The organism is Vulgatibacter incomptus, from assembly GCF_001263175.1.
Lineage (GTDB): Bacteria > Myxococcota > Myxococcia > Myxococcales > Vulgatibacteraceae > Vulgatibacter > Vulgatibacter incomptus.
On sequence record NZ_CP012332.1, the window covers coordinates 1,683,694 to 1,708,087 of the forward strand.

19 protein-coding genes and 1 pseudogene are annotated in these 24,394 nt (G+C 68.4%); 2 read left to right on the forward strand and 18 right to left on the reverse strand.

Annotation, left to right across the window (positions count from 1 at the left end; translation table 11 throughout):
- Positions 1-89: 89 nt before the first annotated feature.
- The 9 genes and pseudogenes from AKJ08_RS06860 to icd form a co-directional block, all read right to left on the reverse strand.
- Positions 90-3,530: a fibronectin type III domain-containing protein gene (locus AKJ08_RS06860; protein WP_082342831.1), complete on the reverse strand. Its 3,441-nt coding sequence runs from the start codon at positions 3,528-3,530 to the stop codon at positions 90-92.
- A 273-nt stretch (positions 3,531-3,803) separates the two neighbouring features.
- A complete protein-coding gene (ndk, locus tag AKJ08_RS06865; RefSeq protein WP_050725386.1) occupies positions 3,804-4,244 on the reverse strand; it encodes a nucleoside-diphosphate kinase in 441 nt (146 codons plus the stop codon).
- A 200-nt stretch (positions 4,245-4,444) separates the two neighbouring features.
- Positions 4,445-5,355 (reverse strand): annotated as a pseudogene (gene sucD, locus AKJ08_RS06870) (succinate--CoA ligase subunit alpha).
- Positions 5,356-5,358: 3 nt separating this feature from the next.
- Entirely contained in the window at positions 5,359-6,549 is a 1,191-nt protein-coding gene (gene sucC / locus AKJ08_RS06875) for an ADP-forming succinate--CoA ligase subunit beta (protein ID WP_050725387.1), read from the reverse strand.
- A gap of 87 nt (positions 6,550-6,636) precedes the next feature.
- Entirely contained in the window at positions 6,637-7,425 is a 789-nt protein-coding gene (locus tag AKJ08_RS06880) for a succinate dehydrogenase/fumarate reductase iron-sulfur subunit (RefSeq protein ID WP_157370536.1), read from the reverse strand.
- Positions 7,422-9,335 (reverse strand): fumarate reductase/succinate dehydrogenase flavoprotein subunit, encoded by a 1,914-nt coding sequence (locus AKJ08_RS06885; RefSeq protein WP_050725388.1) that lies wholly within the window; start codon positions 9,333-9,335, stop codon positions 7,422-7,424. The genes AKJ08_RS06880 and AKJ08_RS06885 overlap by 4 nt, the downstream gene beginning before the upstream one ends.
- 96 nt (positions 9,336-9,431) lie before the next feature.
- Entirely contained in the window at positions 9,432-10,151 is a 720-nt protein-coding gene (locus tag AKJ08_RS06890) for a succinate dehydrogenase cytochrome b subunit (RefSeq protein ID WP_050725389.1), read from the reverse strand.
- 141 nt (positions 10,152-10,292) lie between these two features.
- The gene (gene mdh / locus AKJ08_RS06895) at positions 10,293-11,231 is read right to left on the reverse strand and encodes a malate dehydrogenase (RefSeq protein ID WP_050725390.1); all 939 of its coding nucleotides are present in this window, start codon (positions 11,229-11,231) and stop codon (positions 10,293-10,295) included.
- Between the two features lie 99 nt (positions 11,232-11,330).
- On the reverse strand, positions 11,331-12,590 hold the full coding sequence (gene icd / locus AKJ08_RS06900) for an isocitrate dehydrogenase (NADP(+)) (protein WP_050725391.1): 1,260 nt from the start codon (positions 12,588-12,590) through the stop codon (positions 11,331-11,333).
- A 249-nt stretch (positions 12,591-12,839) separates the two neighbouring features.
- Here icd and AKJ08_RS06905 point away from each other — a divergent pair, with 249 nt between their 5' ends.
- Together AKJ08_RS06905 and pyk are read left to right on the forward strand one after the other, a co-directional pair.
- A complete protein-coding gene (locus AKJ08_RS06905) occupies positions 12,840-13,196 on the forward strand; it encodes a zinc ribbon domain-containing protein (RefSeq protein ID WP_050725392.1) in 357 nt (118 codons plus the stop codon).
- 106 nt (positions 13,197-13,302) lie between these two features.
- Positions 13,303-14,703, forward strand: a complete 1,401-nt coding sequence (gene pyk, locus AKJ08_RS06910) for a pyruvate kinase (protein WP_050725393.1) — start codon at positions 13,303-13,305, stop codon at positions 14,701-14,703.
- Between the two features lie 268 nt (positions 14,704-14,971).
- Here the strand turns inward: pyk and AKJ08_RS06915 are convergent, their stop codons facing one another.
- The 9 genes from AKJ08_RS06915 to lepA form a co-directional block, all read right to left on the reverse strand.
- Positions 14,972-15,604 carry a DUF7986 domain-containing protein gene (locus AKJ08_RS06915; RefSeq protein ID WP_205624783.1) on the reverse strand — a complete coding sequence of 211 codons (633 nt, stop codon included), beginning with the start codon at positions 15,602-15,604 and terminating at the stop codon, positions 14,972-14,974.
- 26 nt (positions 15,605-15,630) lie between these two features.
- Entirely contained in the window at positions 15,631-16,752 is a 1,122-nt protein-coding gene (gene carA, locus AKJ08_RS06920) for a glutamine-hydrolyzing carbamoyl-phosphate synthase small subunit (RefSeq protein WP_050725395.1), read from the reverse strand.
- Positions 16,749-18,050 carry a dihydroorotase gene (locus AKJ08_RS06925; RefSeq protein ID WP_050725396.1) on the reverse strand — a complete coding sequence of 434 codons (1,302 nt, stop codon included), beginning with the start codon at positions 18,048-18,050 and terminating at the stop codon, positions 16,749-16,751. The genes carA and AKJ08_RS06925 overlap by 4 nt, the downstream gene beginning before the upstream one ends.
- On the reverse strand, positions 18,050-18,973 hold the full coding sequence (locus tag AKJ08_RS06930) for an aspartate carbamoyltransferase catalytic subunit (RefSeq protein ID WP_050725397.1): 924 nt from the start codon (positions 18,971-18,973) through the stop codon (positions 18,050-18,052). Before AKJ08_RS06930 ends, AKJ08_RS06925 begins: the two co-directional genes overlap by 1 nt.
- A 98-nt stretch (positions 18,974-19,071) precedes the next feature.
- Entirely contained in the window at positions 19,072-20,211 is a 1,140-nt protein-coding gene (locus tag AKJ08_RS06935; protein ID WP_050725398.1) for a phospholipase D-like domain-containing protein, read from the reverse strand.
- A 35-nt stretch (positions 20,212-20,246) separates the two neighbouring features.
- Complete coding sequence (locus tag AKJ08_RS06940) at positions 20,247-20,678, reverse strand: hypothetical protein (protein ID WP_157370537.1); 432 nt, start codon at positions 20,676-20,678, stop codon at positions 20,247-20,249.
- Between the two features lie 68 nt (positions 20,679-20,746).
- Complete coding sequence (lepB, locus tag AKJ08_RS06945) at positions 20,747-21,775, reverse strand: signal peptidase I (protein ID WP_050725400.1); 1,029 nt, start codon at positions 21,773-21,775, stop codon at positions 20,747-20,749.
- Complete coding sequence (gene lepB, locus AKJ08_RS06950) at positions 21,772-22,560, reverse strand: signal peptidase I (protein ID WP_050725401.1); 789 nt, start codon at positions 22,558-22,560, stop codon at positions 21,772-21,774. The genes lepB (AKJ08_RS06945) and lepB (AKJ08_RS06950) overlap by 4 nt, the downstream gene beginning before the upstream one ends.
- Positions 22,561-22,566: 6 nt before the next feature.
- Complete coding sequence (gene lepA / locus AKJ08_RS06955) at positions 22,567-24,372, reverse strand: translation elongation factor 4 (protein WP_050725402.1); 1,806 nt, start codon at positions 24,370-24,372, stop codon at positions 22,567-22,569.
- Positions 24,373-24,394 lie beyond the last annotated feature (22 nt).

Sequence of the window (24,394 nt, forward strand, 5' to 3'; positions counted from 1 at the left end):
CGACCTCCCAGCTGGGCAACGGGAACAGCATGCAAGCGCCCGGTCGCATGGATCGCGACCGGGCGCCTGGAACCTACGAGCGAGCTGGCCTACCGGCCGCCCGCCATGATCGTGTCGAAACGCTCGCGGGCCGGGAGGGTCCACGCCTGCTGCGACGTGTTCTCGGGGGTGATCCACGGCCACGGCTTGTTGCCGAAGTACGCGGGCTTCGAGCGGAGGTAGAGGGACGCCGGCATGTCGTGCCGCTGGTAGTTGCGGTCCCAGACGATCCCTCTCGTGAGGTAGTCGTAGTTGCCGTGCCGGTGCGTCGTGGCGACGACCTTGGCGTCCTGACCGCTCTTACCGGCGTTGTGCTCCACGCCGATGGCCCAGATGGGGACCGGGTTCCAGTTCCACGGCGGGCTGCCCTCGTAGACGAAGCCCCGCTGCGGCGCTGCGGTCATGTCGGCGGTACCGAGGACGTTTCCGATGTAGCTGCAGTGGGTGTGCCACTCGGGGACCTCGACGATCTTTCGCATCGTCTCGTCGCGGAGCTGGAGCGGCGGGAACGAGCGCCTGCGCCCGGTTGCCTGGTTGCGGAAGAACACGTTGTAGATCGAGTTGCCCCAGTAGCCATCGCCGCCGATGTTGAACGCCTGGTTGCCCTCGAAGAGCGTGTAGTGGGGCGTCGCGAAGTGCGAAGCGTTCAGGCCCACCTCGGGGATGGTCGGGTAGCCTGCACCCCACCCGTCCTCGAAGTAGTTGTAGCCGATCACGTTGCCGGGGCCGGCGCCTCGCATGGTGATGACCTTGTTGAAGTTCCAGGAGATGTTGTTCTCGAACAGGTTGTCCGAGGCGTAGACCCGCAGGTCGATGCCGTAGCCGGCGCCGCCCGGGTTGGGGTTCGCGGTGCTGTGGAAGAACGAGTCCCGCGCCTCGCAGCGGAAGGTGCTCTCGAAGGCGATGCTGCTTCCGATGGACCGCTCGCTCTCGACGTTCCTCGCCCAGCTGTACGCGGCGCCGTAGAACGCGATGTTCCCCTGCTCGCCGCCGGCGACGTAGAGGTTCTCGACGCCCGACCACCGCTTGACGGGGACCATGGCGCCGCCCTGGTTGCCGCCAGCGAACCGGACCACCTGGGCCTGGTTGGAGGTGTAGTACGGCAGGCGCACCGGCGTGCTGAAGGTGAGCGTGTTCCCGGAGATCGAGGTGATCTCGAGGACCTGGCCGGTGGGGCGGTTCTGCCGGGTGTACCAGCCGCGCTCGGAGCCGTTCGGGTTGGACTGGGTGACCGGGTTCCACCACGAGCCGACGCGGGTGTTGTCCACGAGCTGGTCGATGAAGACGATCTCGCCGACCTGGTAGCCGGGGTTCCGGGACAGGGTGACCCGGTTGGAACCGCGGGGCACGTCGGCGGTCACGTCGACCGGGGTGGTGTTCTTGATCCAGAGGTGGCCGAGGTTGATGACCGAGGTCTGCGAGCCGGCCCCCTTCAGGAGGCGCGTCGCGGTGGTCCCGCGGGTTCCCTGGCCCCGGAGCGTGACGTAGCTGGGCACGTTCAGGCTCTGCGAGCGGATGTTGTAGGTGCCGGCCTTGAGGTAGACGATCCGCCGGCTGGTCTCGCTGGCCTGGTTGCCCGCGTTGTTGAGGGCGGCCTGAATGGCGGAGGAGGCGTCCGTGGAGCCGTTCGCCAGGGCCGGATCGACGGAGAATCCGCCGTAGGGATTGCCGGCGGGGAGGTAGACGGTCGCCGGCCTGCGGGAGTCGTTGTCCGACGGGATGCCGCCGACAGTGGAGAGGCCGGGCTGCCAGGGCGTGATCCGTTCGGCGGGGAGCAGGCCCGTGGCGTCGATGTCGCCAGGCGTCGGATCGACGGGCGGGTTCGGATCGACGGGCGGGTTGGGATCGACCGGATCCGGATCGGTTGGATCGACGGGTCCGGTCGACCCGCCGTTGACCACGAAGCCGACCTCGTCGAAGTGAATCGTGGGGATCGTCCCACCGCGCCACTCCTGGATCGTGACGCCGTCGATGGTCGAGACCGCGCCGGCGATGGCGCTGAACGGCACGGTGCACTCGGTCCACTGCCCCGCGATCACCGCACGGGCCGCGCAGTTGGGGCCGAGGTCGGCGCCTTCGGACCAGATGCCGTTCGAGTACGTGCGCACGCGCAGGCCGGCGCCGCCCCCCGAGGTCCCGCCGTGGACCTGGAGCTTGAGGGCGGTGAGGCCCGAGGTCGGGAAGCCCTGGCGCATGAAGTAGACCGCCTGCCACGCGCCGAAAGACGCGGAGATCGCGGTCCGCCCGGCGTAGACCGGCGAGGTGGAGGCGAAGTTGGCGGTCGCCCAGGAGCCATTCGACCAACCGCTCGCCAGCGCGTCGCGGTAGATCCAGCTCATGGTCGGCGTGGGCTGCGGGTCGGGATCGGGCGCAGGAGCCTCGGGGAGCATCGTCGAGGTCGGAGCCGACTGCGGCCCTTCACCCTGTGCGTTGACCGCGGACACCCGATACCAATAGGACCGGCCGGCGACGACCGCGCGATCCTCGTAGGCGGTCCCGGAGATCGGCGCGGAGGTCAGCCGGTCGGAGGCGCCGGAGGCGCTCTGGGCGCGATAGACGTGGTAGCCGGTCGCGTTCGCGACGGCGGTCCAGCTCAGAGAGACCTTGTCCGTCGACGGCTCGGCGGAGGGGCGCGACGGAGCCGCGGGCAGCGCAGGGACGACCGCGGAGACGATCGCGGAGGTCGGACCTTCTCCGGCTGTGTTGAGCGCCGATACACGGTATCGATACGTCTCACCCTGCACGACGGCGCGATCCTCGTAGGCGGCGTTCGAGATCGGAGTGGAGGACAGACGCGTGAACGACGAGGAGGAGCCGACGGCGCGATAGACGTGGTAGCCGGTGGCACCGGCGGCAGCGCTCCAGCTCAGCGAGACCCGGTCGAGGGAGGCCGTCGCGCGGAGGCCCTCGGGCGCGGCGGGGAGCGCGAGAGGCGGGGCCGACTCGTCGACGAGGAGGATGTCGTCGAAGTAGAGGGCCGGCAGCGACTTGCCGGCGAACTCCTGGATGATGATGCCGTCGATCTTGCCCCCGGTGACGCCGAGGTCGCGCAGGGGGATCTTGCAGAGGGACCAGCCGTTGGCCGGGATCTTCCCGTTCGCGCAGTAGCGCGCGACCGGCACCCCGCCCCGCTCGACGCCGTTGACGGTGAGCTTGGCGAGCAGCGATGGATCCGCGGTCTTCCCGCCGTTCGCCTGGAACTGAAGGTGGGTGAGCCCGTCCGTGGAGAGACCGTTGTGGTGGAGGTAGAGGCCCTGCCAGGGGCCATAGGTGACGGCGATGGAGCGGGTTCCGGACTTGACCGTGGTCCGGTTCGCCAGGTCCCTGCCCGCCCACGACCAGTCGGACCAACCGGGTGCCAGGGCGTCGTCGTAGACCAGGGTTCCCGCGACCGCGGCCTTCGCCACCGCGTCGACCGTGTCTGCTTCTGAACGCTTCTCACCACAGGCGAATAGCGTTGCAACCAGGCAAGTGCCCAGTGCCAGATTCATGTAACGCAAGGTGAAACAGCCTTTCTTTTCGGGTGTACCGGCGCGGAGCGAGACACGAACCTGCCGGAGAGACCACGATGGATCAGGCTGTCAGTCGGATAAAAGGCACCGATCGGCGACATGCGCCCACCTGCTCGTCCGAGCAGTGAAAGCAAGCGAACCAGTCGAGGCCTCGCACCCCCAAAACGCACGAACGGACCCCCGGGGTCTCCGGCGGGTCCGTCCGCGTTTCAACGAAGCTGGCGCGGTGCTCGTAGGCGCCGCCAGACCTGGTTACTTCTTGGCCCAGTCGTAGGCGACGAGCTCGGTGGCAGCGAAGTGGTACGAGATCTCGATCTTCGCGTTGTCCAGGCTGTCCGAGCCGTGGACGGTGTTGGCGTCGATGCTCTCGGCGAAGTCCTTGCGGATCGTGCCGGGGGCCGCGTCCTTCGGGTTGGTCGCGCCCATGATCTCGCGGTTCGCCGCGACGGCGTTCTCGCCCTCGAGGACCATGAGGAGCACGGGGCCCGAGGTCATGAACGAGACCAGGTCCTTGAAGAAGGGGCGCTCGCGGTGCACGGCGTAGAAGCCGCCGGCCTCGTCCGTGGTGAGCTGCTTCATCTTCATCGCCACGGGCTTGAGGCCCTTGGTCTCGAAGCGGTCGACGATCTTGCCGATCACGCCCTTCTGCAGCGCGTCGGGCTTGAGAATGGAGAGGGTACGCTCGATTGCCATGTTCGACTCCGAACCGGCCGGCGATCGAGCCCCGCGGGCTGCCGCCGGCGTTTAAGATTGGGAAACGGAGGCGCCGCGATCCCCGCAGCGCCTCCCGGATGGCCGCCTCCAACCGAAGGCGGCGGCGCGCGCCTTTTACGGCAACGCGCCTCTACGTGTAAAGCGGACCTCGGCGTCGACCGGACCGGTCGACACCGCGCTTACGGCGTCACGCCCCGCTCGGCGAGGAGCGCCTTCAGGGTGAGGCCGAGCTCGGCGGGGGTCGGAGCGACCTTCACGCCAGCGGCCTCCATCGCCTTGATCTTGTCCTCGGCCGTGCCCTTGCCGCCCGAGATGATCGCGCCGGCGTGGCCCATGCGCTTGCCCGGAGGCGCCGTGCGGCCGGCGATGAAACCCACCACCGGCTTGGTCACGTGCTTCTTGATGTACTCGGCGGCGTGCTCCTCGGCGTTGCCGCCGATCTCGCCGATCATGATGATCGCCTTGGTCTCGGGGTCGGCCTGGAAGGCCTCGAGGCAATCGATGAAGTTGGTGCCGTTCACCGGGTCGCCGCCGATGCCCACCGCGGTGGACTGGCCCCAGCCGAGCTGGGTCACCTGGTGGACCGCCTCGTAGGTGAGGGTGCCGGACCGCGACACGATGCCGATCGAGCCCTTCCGGTGGATGTGACCCGGCATGATGCCGATCTTGCACCCGCCCTTGGAGCCCTCGCCCTCCCCGGCGTGATCACGCCAGGGCAGTTGGGGCCGAGGAGCCGCGTCTTGCTGCCCGCCATGGCGCGCTTGACGCGAACCATGTCGAGCACCGGGATACCCTCGGTGATGCAGACCGCGAGCTCGAGGCCCGCGTCCACCGCCTCGAGGATCGCGTCGGCGGCGCCCGGAGGCGGCACGTAGATCACCGAAGCCGTGGCGCCGGTGGCCTCCACCGCTTCACGGACCGTGTTGAAGACGGGAATCTTCCCCTCGAACATCATGCCGCCCTTGCCGGGCGACGTGCCGCCGACGAGCTGGGTGCCGTAGGCGAGCATCTGCGAGGCGTGGAAGGAGCCGGCGGAGCCGGTGATCCCCTGGACGATGACCTTGGTGTCCTTGTTGACGAAGATCGCCATGGATTACTTGCCTCCGGCCGCGGCGACCGCCTTCTGGGCGCCCTCGAGCATGGTGTCGGCCGTGATGATGTTCATTCCACTCTCGGCGAACTTCTTCTTGCCGAGCTCGACGTTGGTGCCCTCGAGCCGAACGACGAGGGGGACCTTGAGGCCCACTTCCTTGGCCGCCGTGAGCACGCCGTCGGCGATGACGTCGCACTTCATGATGCCGCCGAAGATGTTGACGAAGACCGCCTTCACCGCGGGATCGGCGAGGATGAGCTTGAACGCCGCCGTGACCTTCTTCGCGTCGGCGCCACCGCCCACGTCGAGGAAGTTCGCGGGCATGCCGCCGCAGTACTGGATGATGTCCATCGTCGCCATGGCGAGGCCGGCGCCGTTCACCATGCAGCCGATGTTTCCGCTGAGGGAGATGTAGGCGAGGTCGAACTCCTTGGCCTCGCGCTCCCGCGGATCCTCCTCGAGGGGATCGCGGAAGGACTGCAGGTCCCCGTGCCGGAAGAGCGCGTTGTCGTCGAACTCCAGCTTGGCGTCGAGGGCGATGACTTCGCCGCCCTTGGTGATCACCAGCGGGTTGACCTCGACGAGGGCGGCGTCCGTGCCGTCCACGACCTTGGCGAGGGCGTCGCAGAACTTCACGAACTTGCCCACGGTGGGGCCCTCGAGGCCGAGGCCGAAGGCGAGCTGACGACCCTGGAAGGCCTGGAAGCCCACGGCGGGGTCGATCGCCGCCTTGAGGATCTTCTCGGGGTGGGTAGCGGCGACCTCCTCGATCTCTACGCCGCCCTCGGTGGACGCCATGATGGACATCCGGCCGTTGTCGCGGTCGAGGGTCACGCCCAGGTAGAGCTCACGGCCGATGTCGAGGCCTTCCTCCACGTAGAGCTTGTGGACCTTCGCGCCCTCGGCGCCGGTCTGGATGGTGACGAGGGTCTTGCCGAGCATCGCCTCGGCGAAGGTCCTTGCCTCCGCGGCCGACTTGGCGAGACGAACGCCCCTGCCGCCGTCGGAGTCGACGAAGGTGCCCTTGCCGCGGCCGCCGGCGTGGACCTGGCTCTTCACGACGACGATCGGCGTGGCGAGCTGCTTCGCGGCGGCCTCTGCCTCGCTCGGCGACGTCGCGAGGATCCCCCGGGGCGTCGGTACGCCGTACTTCCGGAAGATCTCCTTTCCCTGGTACTCGTGGATCTTCACGATTGCTCCTCCCCGCTCACCAGCGGGATGCGTGATTTCGATGGGCCGCGGGAGCGGCCCGTGTGCTTCGCCTTCGGCTCCGCAATGTCACGCGCCGTCGGACTTGCCCGCCACCCGCTTGCCCTTCGACTTGGCGCGGATGAACTCGCGGTTCAGCTCGGCGATCACGCGGATGGGGATCTCCTTCGGACAGACGGCCTCGCACTCGCGGTGGTTGGTGCAGTTGCCGAAGCCCTGGGCGTCCATCTCCGCGATCATCCCGTTCGCACGGGAGGTGCGCTCCACCTGGCCCTGGGGCAGGTGCTTGTACTTGGAGATCTGCGCGCCCACGAAGAGCATCGCCGACGCGTTCGGGCAGGCCGCCACACAGGCGCCGCAGCCGATGCAAGCGGCGGCGTCCATCGAGAGGTCGGCCTCCTCTTTCGAGATGGGGATCGCGTTGCCGTCGGGAGTGCCGCCGGTCCGGACGGAGACGAAGCCGCCCGCCGCCACCACCTTGTCGAAGGCGCCGCGGTTCACCACCAGGTCCTTCACCACCGGGAAGGCTGCCGCCCGGAAGGGCTCGATGGTGACCTCCTGTCCGTCGCGGAAGGAGCGCATGTGGAGCTGGCAGGTGGTCACGCCCGGGATCGGGCCGTGGGCCTGGCCGTCGATCACCAGCGAGCACGTGCCGCAGATGCCCTCGCGGCAGTCGTGGTCGAAGGCGATGGGCTCGTCGCCCTTGGCCTCGAGCTTCTCGTTCACGACGTCGAGCATCTCGAGGAAGGACATGTCCGGGCTGACGTCCTCGGCGAGGTAGTCGATCATCTTGCCCGGCGTGTTCCCGTTCTTCTGCCGCCAGACCCGCAGCTTCAGCTTCATCGTTCCCGCGCTCACTTGTAGCTCCGAGTAGCCAGGTGCACGTTCTCGAACTCCAGGGACTCCTTGTGCCGGATCGGCGCCTTGTCCGGTCCCTGGTACTCCCAGGCCGCCACGTGGGCGAACTTGTCGTCGTTCCGGAGCGCCTCGCCGTCCGCCGTCTGGTACTCCTCGCGGAAGTGGCCGCCGCACGACTCCTCGCGCTCCAGGGCGTCGCGGACCATGAGCTCGCCGAACTCGAGGAAGTCCGCCACGCGGCCGGCCCGCTCGAGGGCCTGGTTCAGATCCCCGCCCTCGCCGGTGACCGAGACATTCTCCCAGAACTCTGCCCGGATCTCGGGGATGCGCACCAGCGCCTCCTTCAGGCCCTGGGCGTTCCGCGCCATGCCGCACTTCTCCCAGAGGAGGCGGCCGAGCTCGCGATGGTACGAGTTGACCGTGCGCTTGCCCTTGATCGAGAGCAGGCGCTTCACCCGGCCGCCGACCTCCTCGATCGTCCTCTTGAACTCCGGATGATCCGTCGTCACCTTCGGCTGCTTCGCGTTCGCGAAGTAGTCACCGATGGTGTACGGGAGCACGAAGTAGCCGTCCGCGAGGCCCTGCATCAGCGCCGAGGCGCCGAGGCGGTTGGCACCGTGGTCGGAGAAGTTCGCCTCGCCGACCACGTGCAGGCCGGGGATCGTGCTCATCAGGTTGTAGTCGACCCAGAGGCCACCCATCGTGTAGTGCGGCGCCGGGTAGATCCGCATGGGCAGGCGGTACGGGTTCTCTCCCGTGATCTGCTCGTACATCTGGAAGAGGTTGCCGTAGCGATCGCGGACCACGTCCTCGCCCAGGCGCTGGATGGCGTCGGCGAAGTCGAGGTAGACGCCCTGCCCGCCCGGTCCGACGCCCCGCCCCTCGTCGCAGACCTGCTTGGCAGCGCGGGAGGAGATGTCGCGGGGCGAGAGATTGCCGAAGCTGGGGTACTTTCGCTCCAGGTAGTAGTCGCGCTCGTCGTGCGGGATCTGGCCGGGGGCGCGGCTGTCGCCGGCCTTCTTCGGCACCCAGATCCGCCCGTCGTTCCGGAGGCTCTCCGACATCAGGGTGAGCTTCGACTGATGCTCGCCGTGGACGGGGATGCACGTCGGGTGGATCTGCGTGTAGCAGGGGTTCGCGAAGGCCGCGCCCTTCTTGAAGGCGCGCCAGGTCGCGGTCACGTTGCAGCCCGTGGCGTTCGTCGAGAGGAAGAAGGCGTTGCTGTAGCCGCCGGTGGCGAGCACCACGGCGTCAGCGGCCCAGGCCTCGATGGCGCCGGTCTGCAGGTCGCGGGTGACGATGCCGCGGGCGTGGCCGTCGATCAGCACCAGCTCGAGCATCTCGTGGCGGGCGAACATCCGTACCGCGCCTGCGCCGATCTGCTTCTCGAGGGCCGAGTAGGCGCCGAGGAGGAGCTGCTGGCCGGTCTGGCCGCGGGCGTAGAAGGTACGGGAGACCTGGGCGCCGCCGAAGGAGCGGTTCGCCAGGGTGCCGCCGTACTCCCGGGCGAAGGGGACGCCCTGGGCCACGCACTGGTCGATGATGTTCACGCTCACCTGGGCGAGGCGGTAGACGTTCGCCTCGCGGGAGCGGAAGTCGCCGCCCTTCACCGTGTCGTAGAAGAGGCGGTGGATGCTGTCGCCGTCGTTCTGGTAGTTCTTGGCCGCGTTGATGCCGCCCTGGGCAGCGATCGAGTGCGCACGGCGCGGGCTGTCCTGGAAGCAGAAGCAGTCGACCTCGTAGCCGAGCTCCGAGAGCGTGGCGGCAGCCGAGGCGCCGGCCAGGCCCGAGCCCACCACGATCACGCGGTACTTCCGCTTGTTGGCCGGGTTCACCAGCTTCATCTCGAAGCGGTGGTTGTCCCACTTCTTTTCGATGGGGCCGCTGGGGATCTTCGAGTCGAGTTTCACGGGTGAGGTCTCCTGAGCGCCCACGGCGCTCGAACCCTTGGCATGTGACGCGCCATCCCCTCGCCTGGGGGCGAGAGGAGAGCGAACGGGCGCCGGTCAGCTCCCGAAGATCCCGAGCAGGATCGCGACGGGGATGGAGGCGAAGCCGGCGGCGATGATCGCGCTGAGGATCCGGCCCGCCTGGATCGCGAACGGGGTCCAGCGCCGGCCGTTGAGGCCGAAGGTCTGGATCGCGCTCCACACGCCGTGCGAGAGGTGCAGCGCCAGCAGGAACATCCCCACCACGTAGATCACCACGATCCCGCCGATGGAGAAGCTGCGGATCATGTTCGTGTAGATGTCGTGGCGGCCCAGGGCGTCCACCATCGCGTAGTCACCCGGGAAGACCCAGCCCAGGGTGAAGTGCGCGAGGTGGAAGAGGATGAAGGCCAGGAGGAGCAGCCCCGTGTACGGCATCGTACGGGTGATCCACGTGGCCTTCCGGTACCGATAGCCCTGGTAGCCCTGCGGCCTGGCCTTCTTGTTCAGATAGAAGAGCCTCATGCCGGCGAGGACGTGGAGGACCACGATCACCAGCACGAAGAGCCTCTGGCCCCAGAGCAGCGCGGGCTCGTTCGCGAGGAACGCGGCGTAGCCGTTGTAGATCTCCGCGCCCTTGAACACCTGGAGGTTGCCGCCCAGGTGGAGGAGCAGCCAGAAGACGAAGAGCGCCCCGGTGACGCCCATGACCCACTTCGCGCCGACCGACGACTGAGCCACGCGGCCGATCACCGATTTTCCGGCGCGGGGGCCGGTCGTGGTTGCACCCGAATGCATACGAATGTTCCCTGTTGAGAGAAGCGATGGGCGGAAACCTAACAGATTCGCCCCGCCCATGGCTCGCCCGACCTTCGTCGGGTTTCCGGCGAACCGGGGCTACGGCCGAACCGCCGCCGCCCCGGATCGCGAGACTGCGTCTTAGAGCTTGCACGACTCCACGACGGCCTTCACCGCGTGGAACGACTTGTCGAGCATGACCTTCTCGGCCGGGTCGAGGGCGATCTCGTAGACCTTCTCCACGCCGCCGCCGCCGATGCGGGCCGGGACGCCGAAGAAGTAGCCGTCGATGCCGTATTCGCCATGGAGGCGCGCCGCAACCGGGAGGACCCGCTTTCGGTCGAGGAGGTAGGACTCCGCCATCGAGACGGCGCTCTCCGCCGGCGCGAAGTACGCCGAGCCGGTTCCGAAGAGCTGCACGAGCTCGCCGCCGCCCTTGCGGGTGCGGTCGACGATGGCGTCGAGCTTGTCCTTGGGGAGGAGGCTCTCGAGGGGAACGCCGCCCACCGAGCAGAGGCGGGTCAGCGGCACCATGTCGTCGCCGTGGCCGCCGAGGACCACCGCGTGGACGTCCTCGATGGAGACGTCGAGGGCCTCGGAGACGAAGAAGCGGAAGCGCGAGGAGTCGAGGACGCCGGCCATGCCGCAGACCATGTGGTCAGCCAGGCCCGCGACCTTGTGCATCGCGTAGACCATCGCGTCGAGGGGGTTCGAGATCACGATCACGAAGGCGTTCGGCGTGTGCTTCTTCACCTTCTCCGCGACGTCGGAGATGATCGGCATGTTCACGCCGACGAGGTCGTCGCGGCTCATGCCCGGCTTGCGGGGCACGCCGGCCGTGACGATGACGACGTCCGCGCCTTCCGCGTCGGCGAAGTCGCTCGTCCCCACGAGGCGCGTGTCGAGGCCGCGCACCGCGTTGAGCTGGTTGATGTCGAGGGCCTTGCCCTTGGTCGGACCTGCCACCCTCTCGATGTCGTAGAGCACCACGTCGCCGAGGCGCCGCTCCGCGCAGAGGAGCCCGATGTTCCCGCCGATGTTGCCGGCGCCGACGACCGCGATCTTGTTCCTGCGAGCCATTTCCTGACCTCCGTAAGGTCGTATTAGAGGGAGCCGACGCGGTGCGCAACAGGCTGAAAGCCGTCTAATGCGCCGAATCGGCTCCGCTTGGGCGAGGCCCTACATCGCCTTGCACATCGCCACGGCGAACTCCGACGCCTTCAGCAGCGTCGCGCCCTCCATCTGGCGGTGGAAGTCGTAGGTGACCGTCTTGTTCAGGATCGCCTGCTCCATGCCCTTGACCACGAGATCCGCCGCCTCGTTCCAGCCCATGTGGCGCAGCATCATCTCGCCCGAGAGGATCAGCGAACCCGGGTTCACCTTGTCCTGGCCGGCGTACTTGGGGGCCGTGCCGTGGGTGGCCTCGAAGACCGCCGCCTTGTCGCCCACGTTGCCGCCCGGCGCGATGCCGAGGCCGCCGACCTGCGCGGCCGCCGCGTCGGAGAGGTAGTCGCCGTTGAGGTTCGGGGTGGCGAGGATCTGGTACTCGTCCGGCCGCAGGAGGATCTGCTGGAACATGTTGTCCGCGATCCGGTCGTTGATGAGGATCTTGCCGGCGGGCAGCTTGCCGTCGTGCTTCTCCCAGAGGTCGGCCTCGGAGATCACGACGTCGGCGAACTGCTCCTTGGCCACCTCGTAGCCCCAGTCGCGGAACGCACCCTCGGTGAACTTCATGATGTTCCCCTTGTGAACCAGGGTCACCATGGTCCGGCCGGTGGCGATCGCGTGCTTGATCGCCGCCGCCACGAGGCGCTTGGAGCCGAAGGCGGAGATCGGCTTGATGCCGATGCCCGAGCCCTCGCGGATCGGCTCCTTGGGCTTGAGCTCGGTGTTGATGAAGTTGCGGAGCTTCTCGACATCGGCGGAGCCGGACTTGTACTCGATGCCCGAGTAGACGTCCTCCGTGTTCTCGCGGAAGATCACCACGTCGAGCTTGCCGGGCTCCTTCACCGGAGCGGGCACGCCCTCGAACCAGCGCACGGGGCGGATGCAGGAGTAGAGGTCGAGCTCCTGGCGGAGCGCGACGTTGATCGAGCGGATGCCGCCGCCCACCGGCGTGGTGAGGGGACCCTTGATCGCGACGATGTACTCTTTGATCGCCTCGAGGGTGTCGTTCGGCAGCCAGGTGTTCGGGCCGTAGACCTCGTTCGCCTTCTCGCCGGCGTAGATCTCGAACCAGTGGATCTTGCGCTTACCGGCGTAGGCCTTCTCCACGGCGGCGTCGAGGACGAGCTTCGTGGCGTTCCAGATATCGGGACCGGTGCCGTCGCCTTCGATGAAGGGGATGATCGGATCAGCGGGGACGTTCAGATTCCCGTTTGCGCCCACGGTGATCCGCGAGCCGGTCGCCGGCACTTTCAGCTTCTCGAAGTTCGCCATGATCGGTCCTCTCCTTGGTTTCCTGCTCCGAGGTTGGGCGCGCCTTATACCATACGGTCCCGCTGTGGAATGGGGATCTTCCCGGGTTTGTGCCGAGCCCGGAGCCGGTGTCGGCCGCCTCCCCCGCCGTCGGTTTCGGGAGCCGCCGAAGGCCACCGGGAGCGGCCCCCCCGCCGGCCTGGAGCGATCGCCCGAAGCCTGCGGAGATTGCTTGACCGCTCCCGGCCGCCTTGGCTACCTAGCCGCACCATGACCATCGACTTCAATTGCCAGCAGTGCGACGCATCCTTCGAGATCGAGATCGGCGAGATCCTCGAGGGGGATCCGATCGTCTGCCCGAATTGTGGCCAGAAGGCCGCCCGCAAGATCTCCGAGGAGCTCGGAAACGCCCTCGACGAGCTCCTCGCCAAGGTCGCCGAGCTCCGGCCCAAGTTCCTGCTCGCCCTCACCATCGAATCCGACGATCTCCCCGCGCCCTACGACGAAGAGCCCGCCGAGGAGGAAGAGGAAGAAGAGGAAGAGTCCGAGGAAGAGGACGAGGGCTACGAAGACGACGACGAGGATGAGGACGAAGACGAGGACGAAGACGAGGACGAAGAACGCTGATCGTCCCGCCAGGCCTTCTGCATCGTCGGTCCGCGGACCCGCATCGCGTGCCGGCCCAAAGCCGTAGCAGCAATGCGGGGCCGTCGAGCTTCGGAAGGAAGGCATCATGCGCAAAGCAAAGATCGTCTGCACCCTGGGCCCCGCTTCCGACTCGCTCGAGCAGATCGAGGCGCTCGTCCGGGCGGGCATGGACGTCGCCCGGCTGAACTTCTCCCACGGCACCCACCGCGACCACGAGCGGCGCCTGGGCCTCGTCCGGGAGGCCGCGCAGCGCGTAGGCCGCCCCGTGGCGGTGCTGCAGGACCTGCAGGGACCGAAGATCCGCACCGGAAAGATGCGGGGCGGCAAGATCACCCTCGCCACCGGCTCCGAGGTGACGATCACCACCGAGGAGGTGCTGGGCACCTCCTCGCGGTTCTCCACGACCTACGCCGGCCTCGTGCGCGACGTGCGGATCGGCGACGACGTCCTCCTCGCCGACGGCCGCATCAAGCTCACCGTCCTCAAGAAGCCCAAGAAGAACGAGATCCGCTGCAAGGTCACCCTCGGCGGCGAGCTCGGGAACAACAAGGGCATCAACCTCCCCGGCACCAAGGTCTCCGCGCCCTCCCTCACCGAGAAGGACGCCGCCGACCTCGAGTTCGGCCTCGCCATCGGCGTGGACTACGTGGCGATCTCGTTCGTCCGCACCGCGGACGACGTGCGCAACGTGAAGCGGATCGCCGGCGAGCGCGTGCCGATCATCGCCAAGATCGAGATGCCCCAGGCCGTCGCCGACATCGATGCCATCGCGGAGATCGCGGACGGCATCATGGTCGCCCGCGGCGATCTGGGCGTAGAGCTCCCCCTCGAGCGCGTCCCCTTGATCCAGAAGATGCTGATCGAGCGGACCAACGCCCAGGGCAAGATCGTGATCGTCGCCACCGAGATGCTCGAGTCGATGATCCACGAGGCCCGCCCCACCCGCGCCGAGGTCTCGGACGTCGCCAACGCCGTCCTCGACGGCGCCGACGCGGTGATGCTCTCCGCGGAGACCGCGAGCGGCGCACACCCGGTGGAGGCGGCTGCCACCATGGCCGCCATCGTCCAGGAGGTGGAGCGGAGCCACCGCTTCCGCTCCCTGAAGCCCCACAACCTGGCGCGCTCCGACTCCTTCTCGTCTGCGGTGGCCCGCGCCTGCTGCGCCGCCGCCGAGCAGCTCGGCCTCGACTCGATCGCAGCCTGCACCCAGACCGGCCGCGCCGCCCGCCTCATCTCCGAGCACCGCCCCGCAGCCCGGATCTTCGCCCTCACCCCGCTGCCCGAGACCTACCGCCGGATGGCGCTGTGCTGGGGCGTGATCCCCCTGATGATCCCGGCCTACAGCACGCCCGACGAGATGCTCCGCGTCGTCACCGACGTGCTCCTGCGCGAGAAGTTCGCCAAGCGCGGCGACCCCGTGGTGATCTCGAGCGGCGTCCCCAACCAGCCGATGTCCACCAACCTGATGACGATTCATCGGCTGTAGGACAATTTCAGCAGCCGCCTGCCCGTCGCATCGCGGGCGGCAACACGTGGACTCGAAACAGTCGAGGCATATAACCCATGTGCATTCGTGACTCACGAATGCACATGGTCACGTCGTCGACCTATAGGCGTTCGCTCCGCATTCGAGAACACGCGCCGCTCGGGGAGCTCGAACCCCCTGCCGTGCATCTTCGGGACTCGATCGCAAAGCGGGCCCGCTCCGATGACACGGAGCGAGCCCGGGCGACGCGACCAAGCGATCGCCCCGCTCAGCCGAACTTGTAGATGTTCTCGACGGGGACGCCGCGGTAGCGATCGAGCTTCAGCGCGAGGCGCGCGAGGTCGTAGGCGAGCTCGGAGGACGAGGCCGTAGGGTCGGCCTTCTTCCGGCGCTTGGCCTCGGTGAGGATCGCCTTGCGGGCCTCCGCCGGGTGGTACAGGAAGTGACCGCTGAAGACGAGGTTGCCGTCGATCGGGAGCAGGCGCGCGTCGAGGATGTCGCCCTTCGAGAGGGCGACGAGGCCGCGGCGCTCCAGGATGTCGTAGTCGGTGCGGCTCACCACGTCGCGAACCTTGAGGCCGAGCTTGGTGCCGAGCTTCCGGACCTCGAAGATCCCGTGGACGGAGCGCGTGAGCGCCTCGAAGGTCCCCAGCTCCTCGGGAGAGAGCGCGGCGCGGTTCGCCTCGAGGTACGCGGCGGCGGGCGGAGCGCCCGTGCCGTCCAGGGGGCGATCGAAGAGGAAATGCTCCACGAAGAGCGCCAGGCGCTGCTCGAAGGACCGATCCTCCTCGTGGGCCTCGCCGATCCGCTCGAAGAATGCCGCCTTGGCGCGGAGGATCTCCTCCTGCCGATCGGGACCGGACGCCCACGCGAGCACTCTGTCGAGCTGCGGCTGGTACACGGTGTGGCCTTCCGAGAAGGGTCCCGTCACGCCTGCGAGCGATCCGGAACCGGCGCCCCCTCCATCATGGCAGTGAACCGACCGAAGAGCGCCAGGGAATCGAGGGGTCCCGGCGCGGACTCCGGGTGGAACTGCACACCGATGGCACGGAAGGCCGGCAGCTCGATCCCCTCCACGCTGCCGTCGTGGACGGAAGAGTGGGTGACTGCAGCGCCGATCGCGCCCAGGCTCTCCGCGTCGACTGCGAAGGAGTGGCTCTGTCCGGTGATGGCGACCTTGCCGGTGGAGAGCTCCTTCACCGGGTAGTTGGCGCCGTGGTGCGGATGAACGAGGCGCTGCATCCGGGCGCCGGCGGCCTTCGCCAGGAGCTGGTGACCCAGGTTGACGCCGAGTATGGGGGTCTTGCCCAGGAGCGCCCGGACGGCGGCCTCCGCCTCGGAGAGGTCGGAGGGATCGCCGGGGCCGCCGGAGAGGACGATGCCGTCGGGCTGGAGCGCCAGCACGTCGGCAGCGGTCGTCGTAAAGGGGACGACGGTGAGGCGGCAGCCCTGCTCGGCGAGCCGCCGCAGCAGGGAACGCTTCACGCCGAGGTCGTATACGACCACGTGGAAGCGGCTCGCCCCTTCGGCCGGGAGCTCGTAGCGCACCTTCGTGCTCACCCGGGCGACGAGGCCGGTCGCAGGCGGAAGCGCCCTCGCCTTCTCCACCAGGGTCTTGGCGTCGGCGCCGTCGAGGGTGGAGAGCACGCCCCGCTTCGGACCGCCGTCGCGGATGTGCCGGATCAGCATGCGGGTGTCGATGCCCTCGATGCCAGGCGTGCCGTGGCTCGCGAGCCAGGGCTGCAGCGCCTCCTTCGCGAGGTGGCTGGAAGGAGCCAGCGCCACGTGCCGGGCGACGACGCCGGCGGCGTGGACGGTCGCGGACTCGAAGGCCACGTCGGTCACCCCGACGTTGCCGAGCTCGGGGTAGGCGAAGACCACGAGCTGGCCGGCGGATCCGGGATCCGTGAGGATCTCCTGGTATCCGGTGGGAGAGGTCTGGAAGACCACCTCGCCGGCGGCCTCCGCCCGTGCGCCAAAGCCCGTCCCTTCGAAGACCGTCCCGTCTTCGAGGGCCAGGATCGCCTTGCCCGTAGAACCGTCCTTCACCTGCCGCTCTCCTTGCTCTCGTACACGATCGCGCCGCCGACCAGGGTGAGGTCCACCCTCCCGCGGAGCGTCCAACCTTCGAAGGGCGTGTAACGGCCCTTGCTCTCGAAGCGGGCCGGGTCGACCCGCCATTCCGCCTCGGGATCGACGATGGCCAGATCCGCCACCTCGCCCTCGGCCACCCTGCCCCCCGGCAGGCCGAAGGCCTTCGCCGGGCCGAGGCTCAGGAGCTCGACGGCGCGCATCAGCGAGATCGCGCCGCTCCGAACCAGGGCGAGGGTGAGCGGCAGCGCGGTCTCGAGGCCGACGATCCCGTTGGCGGCCCGCTCGAACTCGACGTCCTTCTCCACCGCCGAGTGGGGCGCGTGGTCGGTCGCGATGGCGTCGATGGTGCCGTCGGCGAGGCCCACGAGGACGGCGTCGACGTCGGCCTGCGTGCGGAGCGGCGGGCACATCTTGGCCCGGGTGTCGTAGGTGCCGACCGCCTCGTCGGTGAGGGTGAAGTGGTGCGGCGTAGCCTCGGCGGTGACCCGAAGGCCTCGGCGCTTGGCGTCGCGCACCGCCCGGACCGAGCCGGCGGTAGATAGGTGGGCGATGTGCAGCCTGCCGCCCGTGAGGGCGCAGAGCTCGATGTCGCGGAGGACCATCGCGTCCTCGGCCACGTTCGGCGAGCCGCGGAGCCCGAGGCGGGTCGAGACCGCGCCCTCGTTCATGCAGCCGCCGGCGGCGAGGTGGAGATCCTCTTCGTGGACCATCACGGGCAGGTCGAAGGTCTTGGCGTACTCGAGGGCGCGGCGCATCAGCGCCGGATCCATCACGGGCCTGCCGTCGTCCGTGATGCACACGGCGCCGGCCTGGACCATGTCGCCGATCTCCGCGAGGTCCTTGCCCTCCTGGCCCTTGGAGATGGCGCCGCTGGGATAGACCCTGGCGAGGCCGGCCTCGGCGGCGCGGTCGAGGACGAAGCGGACGAGGTGCGCGTTGTCGATCGGCGGCCGGGTGTTCGGCATCGCCACGACGGCGGTGAAGCCGCCGGCGACGGCCGACCGGGCGCCGGTGAGGATCGTCTCCTTGTACTCCTCGCCCGGCTCGCGCAGGTGGGCGTGGAGATCGATGAACCCCGGGAGCACGAGCTTCCCGGCGCAGTCGATGACCTTGACACCCTGGGTATTCGACGGGAGATCGGCCGAGATCGAGCGGATCCGCCCGTCGACGACGTGCACGGTGCGCACGCCATCGACGCCGGTGGCCGGATCGAGGAGCCGGCCGTTCACGAGGAAGAGCTCGGACTGGCTCATCACGCCACCCCGCCGGCTAGGAGCTGGAGGATCGCCATTCGCACCGCGACACCGTTTTCCACCTGATCGAGGATCACGCTCCGCTCCCCGTCGGCGACCTCGGGCTCGAGCTCGACGCCGCGGTTGATCGGCCCGGGGTGGAGGATCAGCGCGTCGTCCTTCAGCCACGACGTCTTGGCCTGGGAGAGGCCGTAGAGCTTCGAGTACTCGCGGGTCGACGGGAAGAGGCTCCCGGCGATCCGCTCGTTCTGGATCCGGAGCATCATCACGGCGTCGGCGCCGGTCACGGCCTCGCGGAGGTCGAAGGTCGTGTCGCAGCCGAGCGCTTCGATCCCGATGGGGATCATGGTCGGCGGGCCGCAGAGGCGCACCCGCGCCCCGAGCTTGCGGAGGCAGTAGATGTTCGAGCGGGCGACGCGGCTGTGCCGGATGTCGCCGACGATCGCCACGGTCCGGCCCTCGAGGGATCCCCAGCGCTCACGGAGCGTGAACGCGTCCAGGAGCGCCTGGGATGGGTGCTCGTGGGCGCCATCCCCGGCGTTCACCACGGCGCAGCCGACGCGGGAGGCCACGAGGTGGGGCGCCCCCGACGCCGCGTGACGGATCACGAGGATGTCGGGCCGCATGGCCTCGAGGTTCTTCGCCGTGTCGATCAGGCTCTCGCCCTTGCTCACGGACGACCCCGACGAGGACCAGTTCACCGCGTCGGCGGAGAGGATCTTCGCCGCGATCTCGAAGCTGGAACGAGTCCGGGTCGAGCTCTCGAAGAAACAGTTGATGACCGTCTTTCCGCGAAGGGCCGGGGACTTTTTCAAGTCCTGCCGGAGCAGCTCCTTCATCGAGACGGCGAGGCCTAAGATCTCCTCGATCTCGGCCCTTTCCAAAGGCTCGATACCGAGCAGGTGCTTGCGCGCGAGGGTCATGCTGGAGGCGGACCTATAGCCTACCTTCCCGACCGGTTCAATGTACTCTTCCACACTCGCCTACACGAATTCTCGCGCCCCGGCCCGATCGAGCCGGATCAGAGCCAGCGCCGCAGGCGCCACACGATCCACGAGACGATCTGGTTCAGCAAGGGCCGCACCCTCAGGTCGCGGAGGACGACCTCGCCGCAGCTCTCGAGATCCTCCGCGAACATCCGCTCGAGGTCGCAGGCAAAGGCCTCGTCCTCGACGATGGCGTTGGCCTCGAGGTTCATGCGGATGGAGAGGGTGTCGAGGTTCATCGAGCCCACGGTGCTCCAACGCCCGTCGATCACGGCGGTCTTGGCGTGGAGCACCCGGCCGTGCCACTCGTAGATCCGCACGCCGGCCCGCAGCAGCCCGCCGTAGAAGCCCTGGCTGGCGAATCGGATCGCGGGCACGTCGGTGGTTCCGGCGACGATCAAGTCCACCCGGACCCCGCGCCGAGCGGCGTTCTTCAGGGCACGGAGGATCCGGGGCGTGGGCACGAAGTAGGCGTTCGTGATCCGGATGCGGTCCTCGGCGCTCTTGAAGGCTTCGAGGTAGGCTTTGCGCAGCAACTTGAGCTCGCGCCGAAGGCCGTTGCCGAGGATCTTCACCTTGGGGTCGGGGCGCCGCCCCTCGTGCCGGTACCGCGTCGGGTCGAGGTGCGCCCCGCCCTCCCTCATCCAGACGTACAGGAAGAAGGCCAGGAGCTCGTAGGCCGCCGGCCCCTCGAGGCGGAGGTGGGTGTCGCGCCAACCGCCCCCGCCGTCCTTCAGCGGGGCGTAGTCGTCCGCGATGTTGACCCCGCCGGTGAAGCCCACCTCCTTGTCGACCACGAGGATCTTCCGGTGGTCCCTTCGGAGATAGCCGCCAACGGTGCTCGCGAGCCTCGACTTGAGCCGGAAGGGCCGGAAGGCCACCACCCGCACGCCTCCCTCGCGCAGCCGGCGGAGATAGTCCGACGACACGGACGATCCCCACGCGTCGTAGAGGAGGTTCACCTCCACGCCGTCCCGGGCCCGCTCGATCAGCGCCTCGGCGAAGCGCTCGCCGGTTCGGTCGGAGCGGAGGATGTAGGTGGAGAGGCAGATCGTCGATCGGGCCTTCGCGATGGCGTCCAGCATCGCCGCGTAGGTCTGCTCCCCGTCCCTCAGGAGGGCCAGGCGGTGCGTCCCGACCGCTCGCTGGGCGTAGACCTCGGACGGGCTTTCCATTCACTCCAACCGTCGCAGCAAGCCGCGCTCGCTCGTCACTTCGTTGGGACCTCGAGGTCGGTCTTCACGTGGTTGTCGAAGCGGAGCGTCCGGACCTTGCTCGTCCAGGGGTAGCGCATCGGCACCTCGTAGCTCACGTCGATGTAGACGAACGACCTGTCCCTCTCGACCGAGACGTCGGAGCCCTCGATCGCGGGCCAGTCTTCGCCGTCCTCGGCCACACGCACGATCCGATCGGTCCGGGAGAGGATCATCCGCTGCAGCGCATCGTTGCTGCCCTCGCGCCAAGCCTGGTAGCCCGCCTCCCGCATCGCGGAGATCACGTCGCGGTTTCGCATCCAGTGGGGAAGGTAGGCGTAGCCGAGGTAGGCGACCGAGCCGATCACCACGATCAGGACGAGGGTGACGACGTTGACGAAGCCGCGATCCGGCGGCCGCCGCCCGGGAACGTGCATGGGGTTGGGCATGGCGCCCATTCTGGCCTCGCCGCAAACGGGTAGGCAAGGAACGTTCACCGCTCCGGGGAACGCCGGCGTCAGTCCTCGGCCGTCTCGCGCTCCGCCGGCGCCAGCCGGGCGCCGAGCCGCGACGCCGCTTCGGCCAGGTCGGCCGTGCGGAACATCCCGCCGTCGACGGGGCGGAGGATGCGGTCGATCAAGAGCCCCTCCTCGCCCCAGAGGCGCAGGCCCTCCTTGCCCCAGGAGATCGCCACCAGCGCCGCCCTGCCCTTCACGTTCTCCAGCGGGACGTACCAGCCGCCGTCGGTGCGGCCGTCCTCGGAGTCGTCGCGGTTGTCGCCCAGGACGAAGACGTGGCCCTCGGGCACCCGGAAGGGCCCCTCCTTCGGCCGAGGCCTGGGGAGAAGCCTCGAGTGGATCGTGGCGTGCCGGTGCCCATCGAGCTCCTCGAGGTAGAGCTCGCCGGACTGCGGGTGCCAGTACTTCAGGTCGAAGCGGTAGTTCCAATACTCGAAGCGGTCGGTGGCGAGGCTCCTCGGCTGGGCCTCGCCATTCACGAAGAGCGTCTCGTCGTTCACTTCGATCTCGTCGCCCGCCACGCCGGCCACGCGCTTGATCAGCTCGCGCTCCCCCGCCCTCGGATCCCGGAAGACGACCACCTCGCCCCTCCGCGGTCCGGCGCCTTCCCACGCGGGACCGCCCCAGGGCAGCCGCACGCCGTAGGCGAGCTTGTTCACCAGGACGACGTCGCCCGGATGGAGCGTGGGGAGCATGGACCCCGAGGGGATCCGGTAGACCTCGACGCACACCAGCCTCACGGCCAGCGCGAGGCCCGCCGCGAGGAGGATCACCTCGAAGTAGGAGCGGGTCAGGCTCTTGCGGAGGTCCGCGAGGCCGTGGACCCTAGCGGCGGCCTCGAGGCTCGCCGTCGCCATGGCGATGCGGCCGAGGTCGCCGGACTCCAGCGCCATCCGGGCCTCGGCCTGGACGGCGGCGAGCTCCGCCACCACGTGGGGACCGAGCCTGCGGCGCCGGGCCCGGGCGACGGAGCGGGTCTCCGAAAGGAGGGCGGCCAGGTGCCGCTTCGCCTTCCGGTCTGGGCTCAAGCGCCCTCTGGGACCTTGGCGTCGAGGCTCCGCATGATGCGGTCGGTGCGGAGGCCGTCCTTGCCCCAGGAGAAGCCCACCACGTCCGCGCGGCCCCGGATGTTGCCCAGGGGCACGAAGCCGAAGACGCGGGAGTCCGCCGAGTTGTCGCGGTTGTCTCCGAGGACGAGGACGTGGCCCTCGGGGACCCGCCAGGGCCCCTGGGATGGCAGCCCGCGGATCTGCTCCATCACGAAGTGCCGATGGCTCCCGTCGGGCTCGGCGAGCCGCTCCACGTAGAGATCCGCGGAGGAACCCCGCCACTGCCTGCGGTGCTCGTCGTAGTCGTCGAAGCCGTAGCCCTTCTCGAGGAGGTCGCGGGGCTGCGCCTCGCCGTTAACCTGGAGCACGCCGTCGACGATGGCGATCGTCTCGCCGGGGAGGCCGATCACGCGCTTGATCAGGGTCTCGGGCTCCACCGTGGGGCGCTCGAAGACGATGACGTCTCCCCGCATCGGCGTCGCCGCCTGGAAGAGCATCCGGTTCGTGAACGGGATCCGCACGCCGTACGCGAACTTCGAGACCACGACGTAGTCGCCGATCTGCAGCGTGGGGAGCATCGAGCCGGACGGGATCGAGAAGGGCTCGAAGAGAAAGGCGCGGATGCCCAGGGCAACGGCGAGGGCGGGCCCCACCGAGCGGACGAGGCCGAAGAAGCCCTTCTGCTCCTTGCGCGCCTTCTTCGGCTTCGCCCCGCCGACCGCGGTCGTCGCGGCGGCGAGGGCTTCGTTCTTGGTGATGGACACCTGGAGCTAGTCCTCCGACTTCAGCACCGCGAGGAAGGCTTCCTGCGGGATCTCGACCGTGCCGACCTGCTTCATGCGCTTCTTCCCCTCCTTCTGCTTCTCGAGGAGCTTGCGCTTTCGGCTGATGTCGCCACCGTAGCACTTCGCGAGCACGTTCTTGCGCATGGCCTTTACCGTCTCGCGCGAGATGATCTTCCCGCCGATCGCGGACTGGATGGCCACCTCGTACATCTGCCTCGGGATCACCTCCCGCAGCTTCGCGCAGACGTCCTTGCCCCGCTGATAGGCCCGCTCGCGGTGGACGATGATGCTCAGGGCGTCGACCGGCTCCCCGTTCACCAGGATGTCGAGCTTCACCAGCGGCGAGACCTGGTAGCCGTGGAGCTCGTAGTCCAGGGAGGCGTAGCCCTTGGTGGCGGACTTCATCTTGTCGAAGAAGTCGTAGACCACCTCGGCCATGGGGAGGTCGTAGGTGATCTGCACGCGCTTGGGCCCAAGGTACTTGAGGTCGACCTGGGTGCCGCGCCGATCCTCGCAGAGCTTGAGGATCGCGCCCACGTAATCGTTGGGGACGTGGACGTTGCAGCGGAGGAGCGGCTCCTCCATGTGGTCGATCTTCTGCTGGGCCGGCAGGCGGGCCGGGTTGTCGACCCTGAGCACCTCGCCGTCGGTGGTGTGGACCCGGTAGACCACCGAGGGTGCGGTGGTGATCAGGTCGAGGCCGTACTCGCGCTCGAGCCGCTCCTGGACGATCTCCATGTGGAGGAGGCCGAGGTAGCCGCAGCGGAAGCCGAAGCCGAGCGCCTGCGAGACCTCGGGCTCGAAGGTGAACGCGGCGTCGTTGAGCTTCAGCTTCTCCAGGGCGTCGCGGAGGTTCTCGTACTCGTGGGACTCCACGGGGAAGATCCCCGAGAAGACCATCGGCTTGATCTCCTTGAAGCCCGGGAACGGCGAGTCGGTGGGCGTGACCGCGTCGGTGATCGTGTCGCCGACCTTGGCGTCGTGCACGTCCTTGATGTTCGCGATGACGAAGCCCACCTCGCCCGGGATCAGGCGATCGGCGGGGACGGCCTTGGGCTTGAAGTGCCCGACGCTCTGCACCTCGAACTTGCGATTGTTGCTCCAGAGCTGGATCTGCTGCTTGGGCGAGAGCGTCCCCTCGAGGATCCGGATCAGCATCACCACACCGCGGTAGCTGTCGTACCAGGAGTCGAAGATCAGCGCCTTCAGCGGCGAAGCGGAGCTGCCCTTCGGCGGCGGGATCCGCGCGACCAGGGCCTCGAGGATCTCGTCGATGCCGATCCCCTCCTTGGCGGAGGCGGGCACGGCCTGGGAGGCGTCGAGGCCGATCACCTCCTCGATCTCCTCGCGCACCCCTTCCACGTCGGCGGAAGGCAGGTCGACCTTGTTGATCACCGGGACGATCTCGTGATCGTGCTCGAGGGCCAGGTAGACGTTGGCGAGGGTCTGGGCCTCGACGCCCTGGGTGGCGTCGACCACGAGGAGCGCACCTTCGCAAGCGGCGAGGGAGCGGCTCACCTCGTACTGGAAGTCGACATGGCCCGGGGTGTCGATCAGGTTGAGGACGTAGTCCTTCCCGTCCTTGGCCTTGTAGTCCATGCGGACGGCGGTGGCCTTGATCGTGATCCCGCGCTCCCGCTCGAGATCCATCGAGTCGAGGAGCTGCTCCTGCTTTTCGCGCTGGCTGATGGTGCCGGTGCGCTCGAGCAGGCGATCGGCCAGCGTCGACTTGCCGTGATCGATGTGGGCGATGATCGAGAAGTTTCGGATGTGGGCGTTGTCTGCGGGCATTCGCTTTCGATCGGCGGGCAGG

Excerpts from the sequence above, each read along its gene's own strand:
- AKJ08_RS06860 (WP_082342831.1), bottom strand. The coding sequence starts at position 3,530 with ATGAATCTGGCACTGGGCACTTGCCTGGTTGCAACGCTATTCGCCTGT.
- ndk (WP_050725386.1), bottom strand. The coding sequence starts at position 4,244 with ATGGCAATCGAGCGTACCCTCTCCATTCTCAAGCCCGACGCGCTGCAG.
- AKJ08_RS06890 (WP_050725389.1), bottom strand. The coding sequence starts at position 10,151 with ATGCATTCGGGTGCAACCACGACCGGCCCCCGCGCCGGAAAATCGGTG.
- mdh (WP_050725390.1), bottom strand. The coding sequence starts at position 11,231 with ATGGCTCGCAGGAACAAGATCGCGGTCGTCGGCGCCGGCAACATCGGC.
- icd (WP_050725391.1), bottom strand. The coding sequence starts at position 12,590 with ATGGCGAACTTCGAGAAGCTGAAAGTGCCGGCGACCGGCTCGCGGATC.
- AKJ08_RS06905 (WP_050725392.1), top strand. The coding sequence starts at position 12,840 with ATGACCATCGACTTCAATTGCCAGCAGTGCGACGCATCCTTCGAGATC.
- pyk (WP_050725393.1), top strand. The coding sequence starts at position 13,303 with ATGCGCAAAGCAAAGATCGTCTGCACCCTGGGCCCCGCTTCCGACTCG.
- AKJ08_RS06925 (WP_050725396.1), bottom strand. The coding sequence starts at position 18,050 with ATGAGCCAGTCCGAGCTCTTCCTCGTGAACGGCCGGCTCCTCGATCCG.
- AKJ08_RS06930 (WP_050725397.1), bottom strand. The coding sequence starts at position 18,973 with ATGACCCTCGCGCGCAAGCACCTGCTCGGTATCGAGCCTTTGGAAAGG.
- AKJ08_RS06935 (WP_050725398.1), bottom strand. The coding sequence starts at position 20,211 with ATGGAAAGCCCGTCCGAGGTCTACGCCCAGCGAGCGGTCGGGACGCAC.
- AKJ08_RS06940 (WP_157370537.1), bottom strand. The coding sequence starts at position 20,678 with ATGCCCAACCCCATGCACGTTCCCGGGCGGCGGCCGCCGGATCGCGGC.
- lepA (WP_050725402.1), bottom strand. The coding sequence starts at position 24,372 with ATGCCCGCAGACAACGCCCACATCCGAAACTTCTCGATCATCGCCCAC.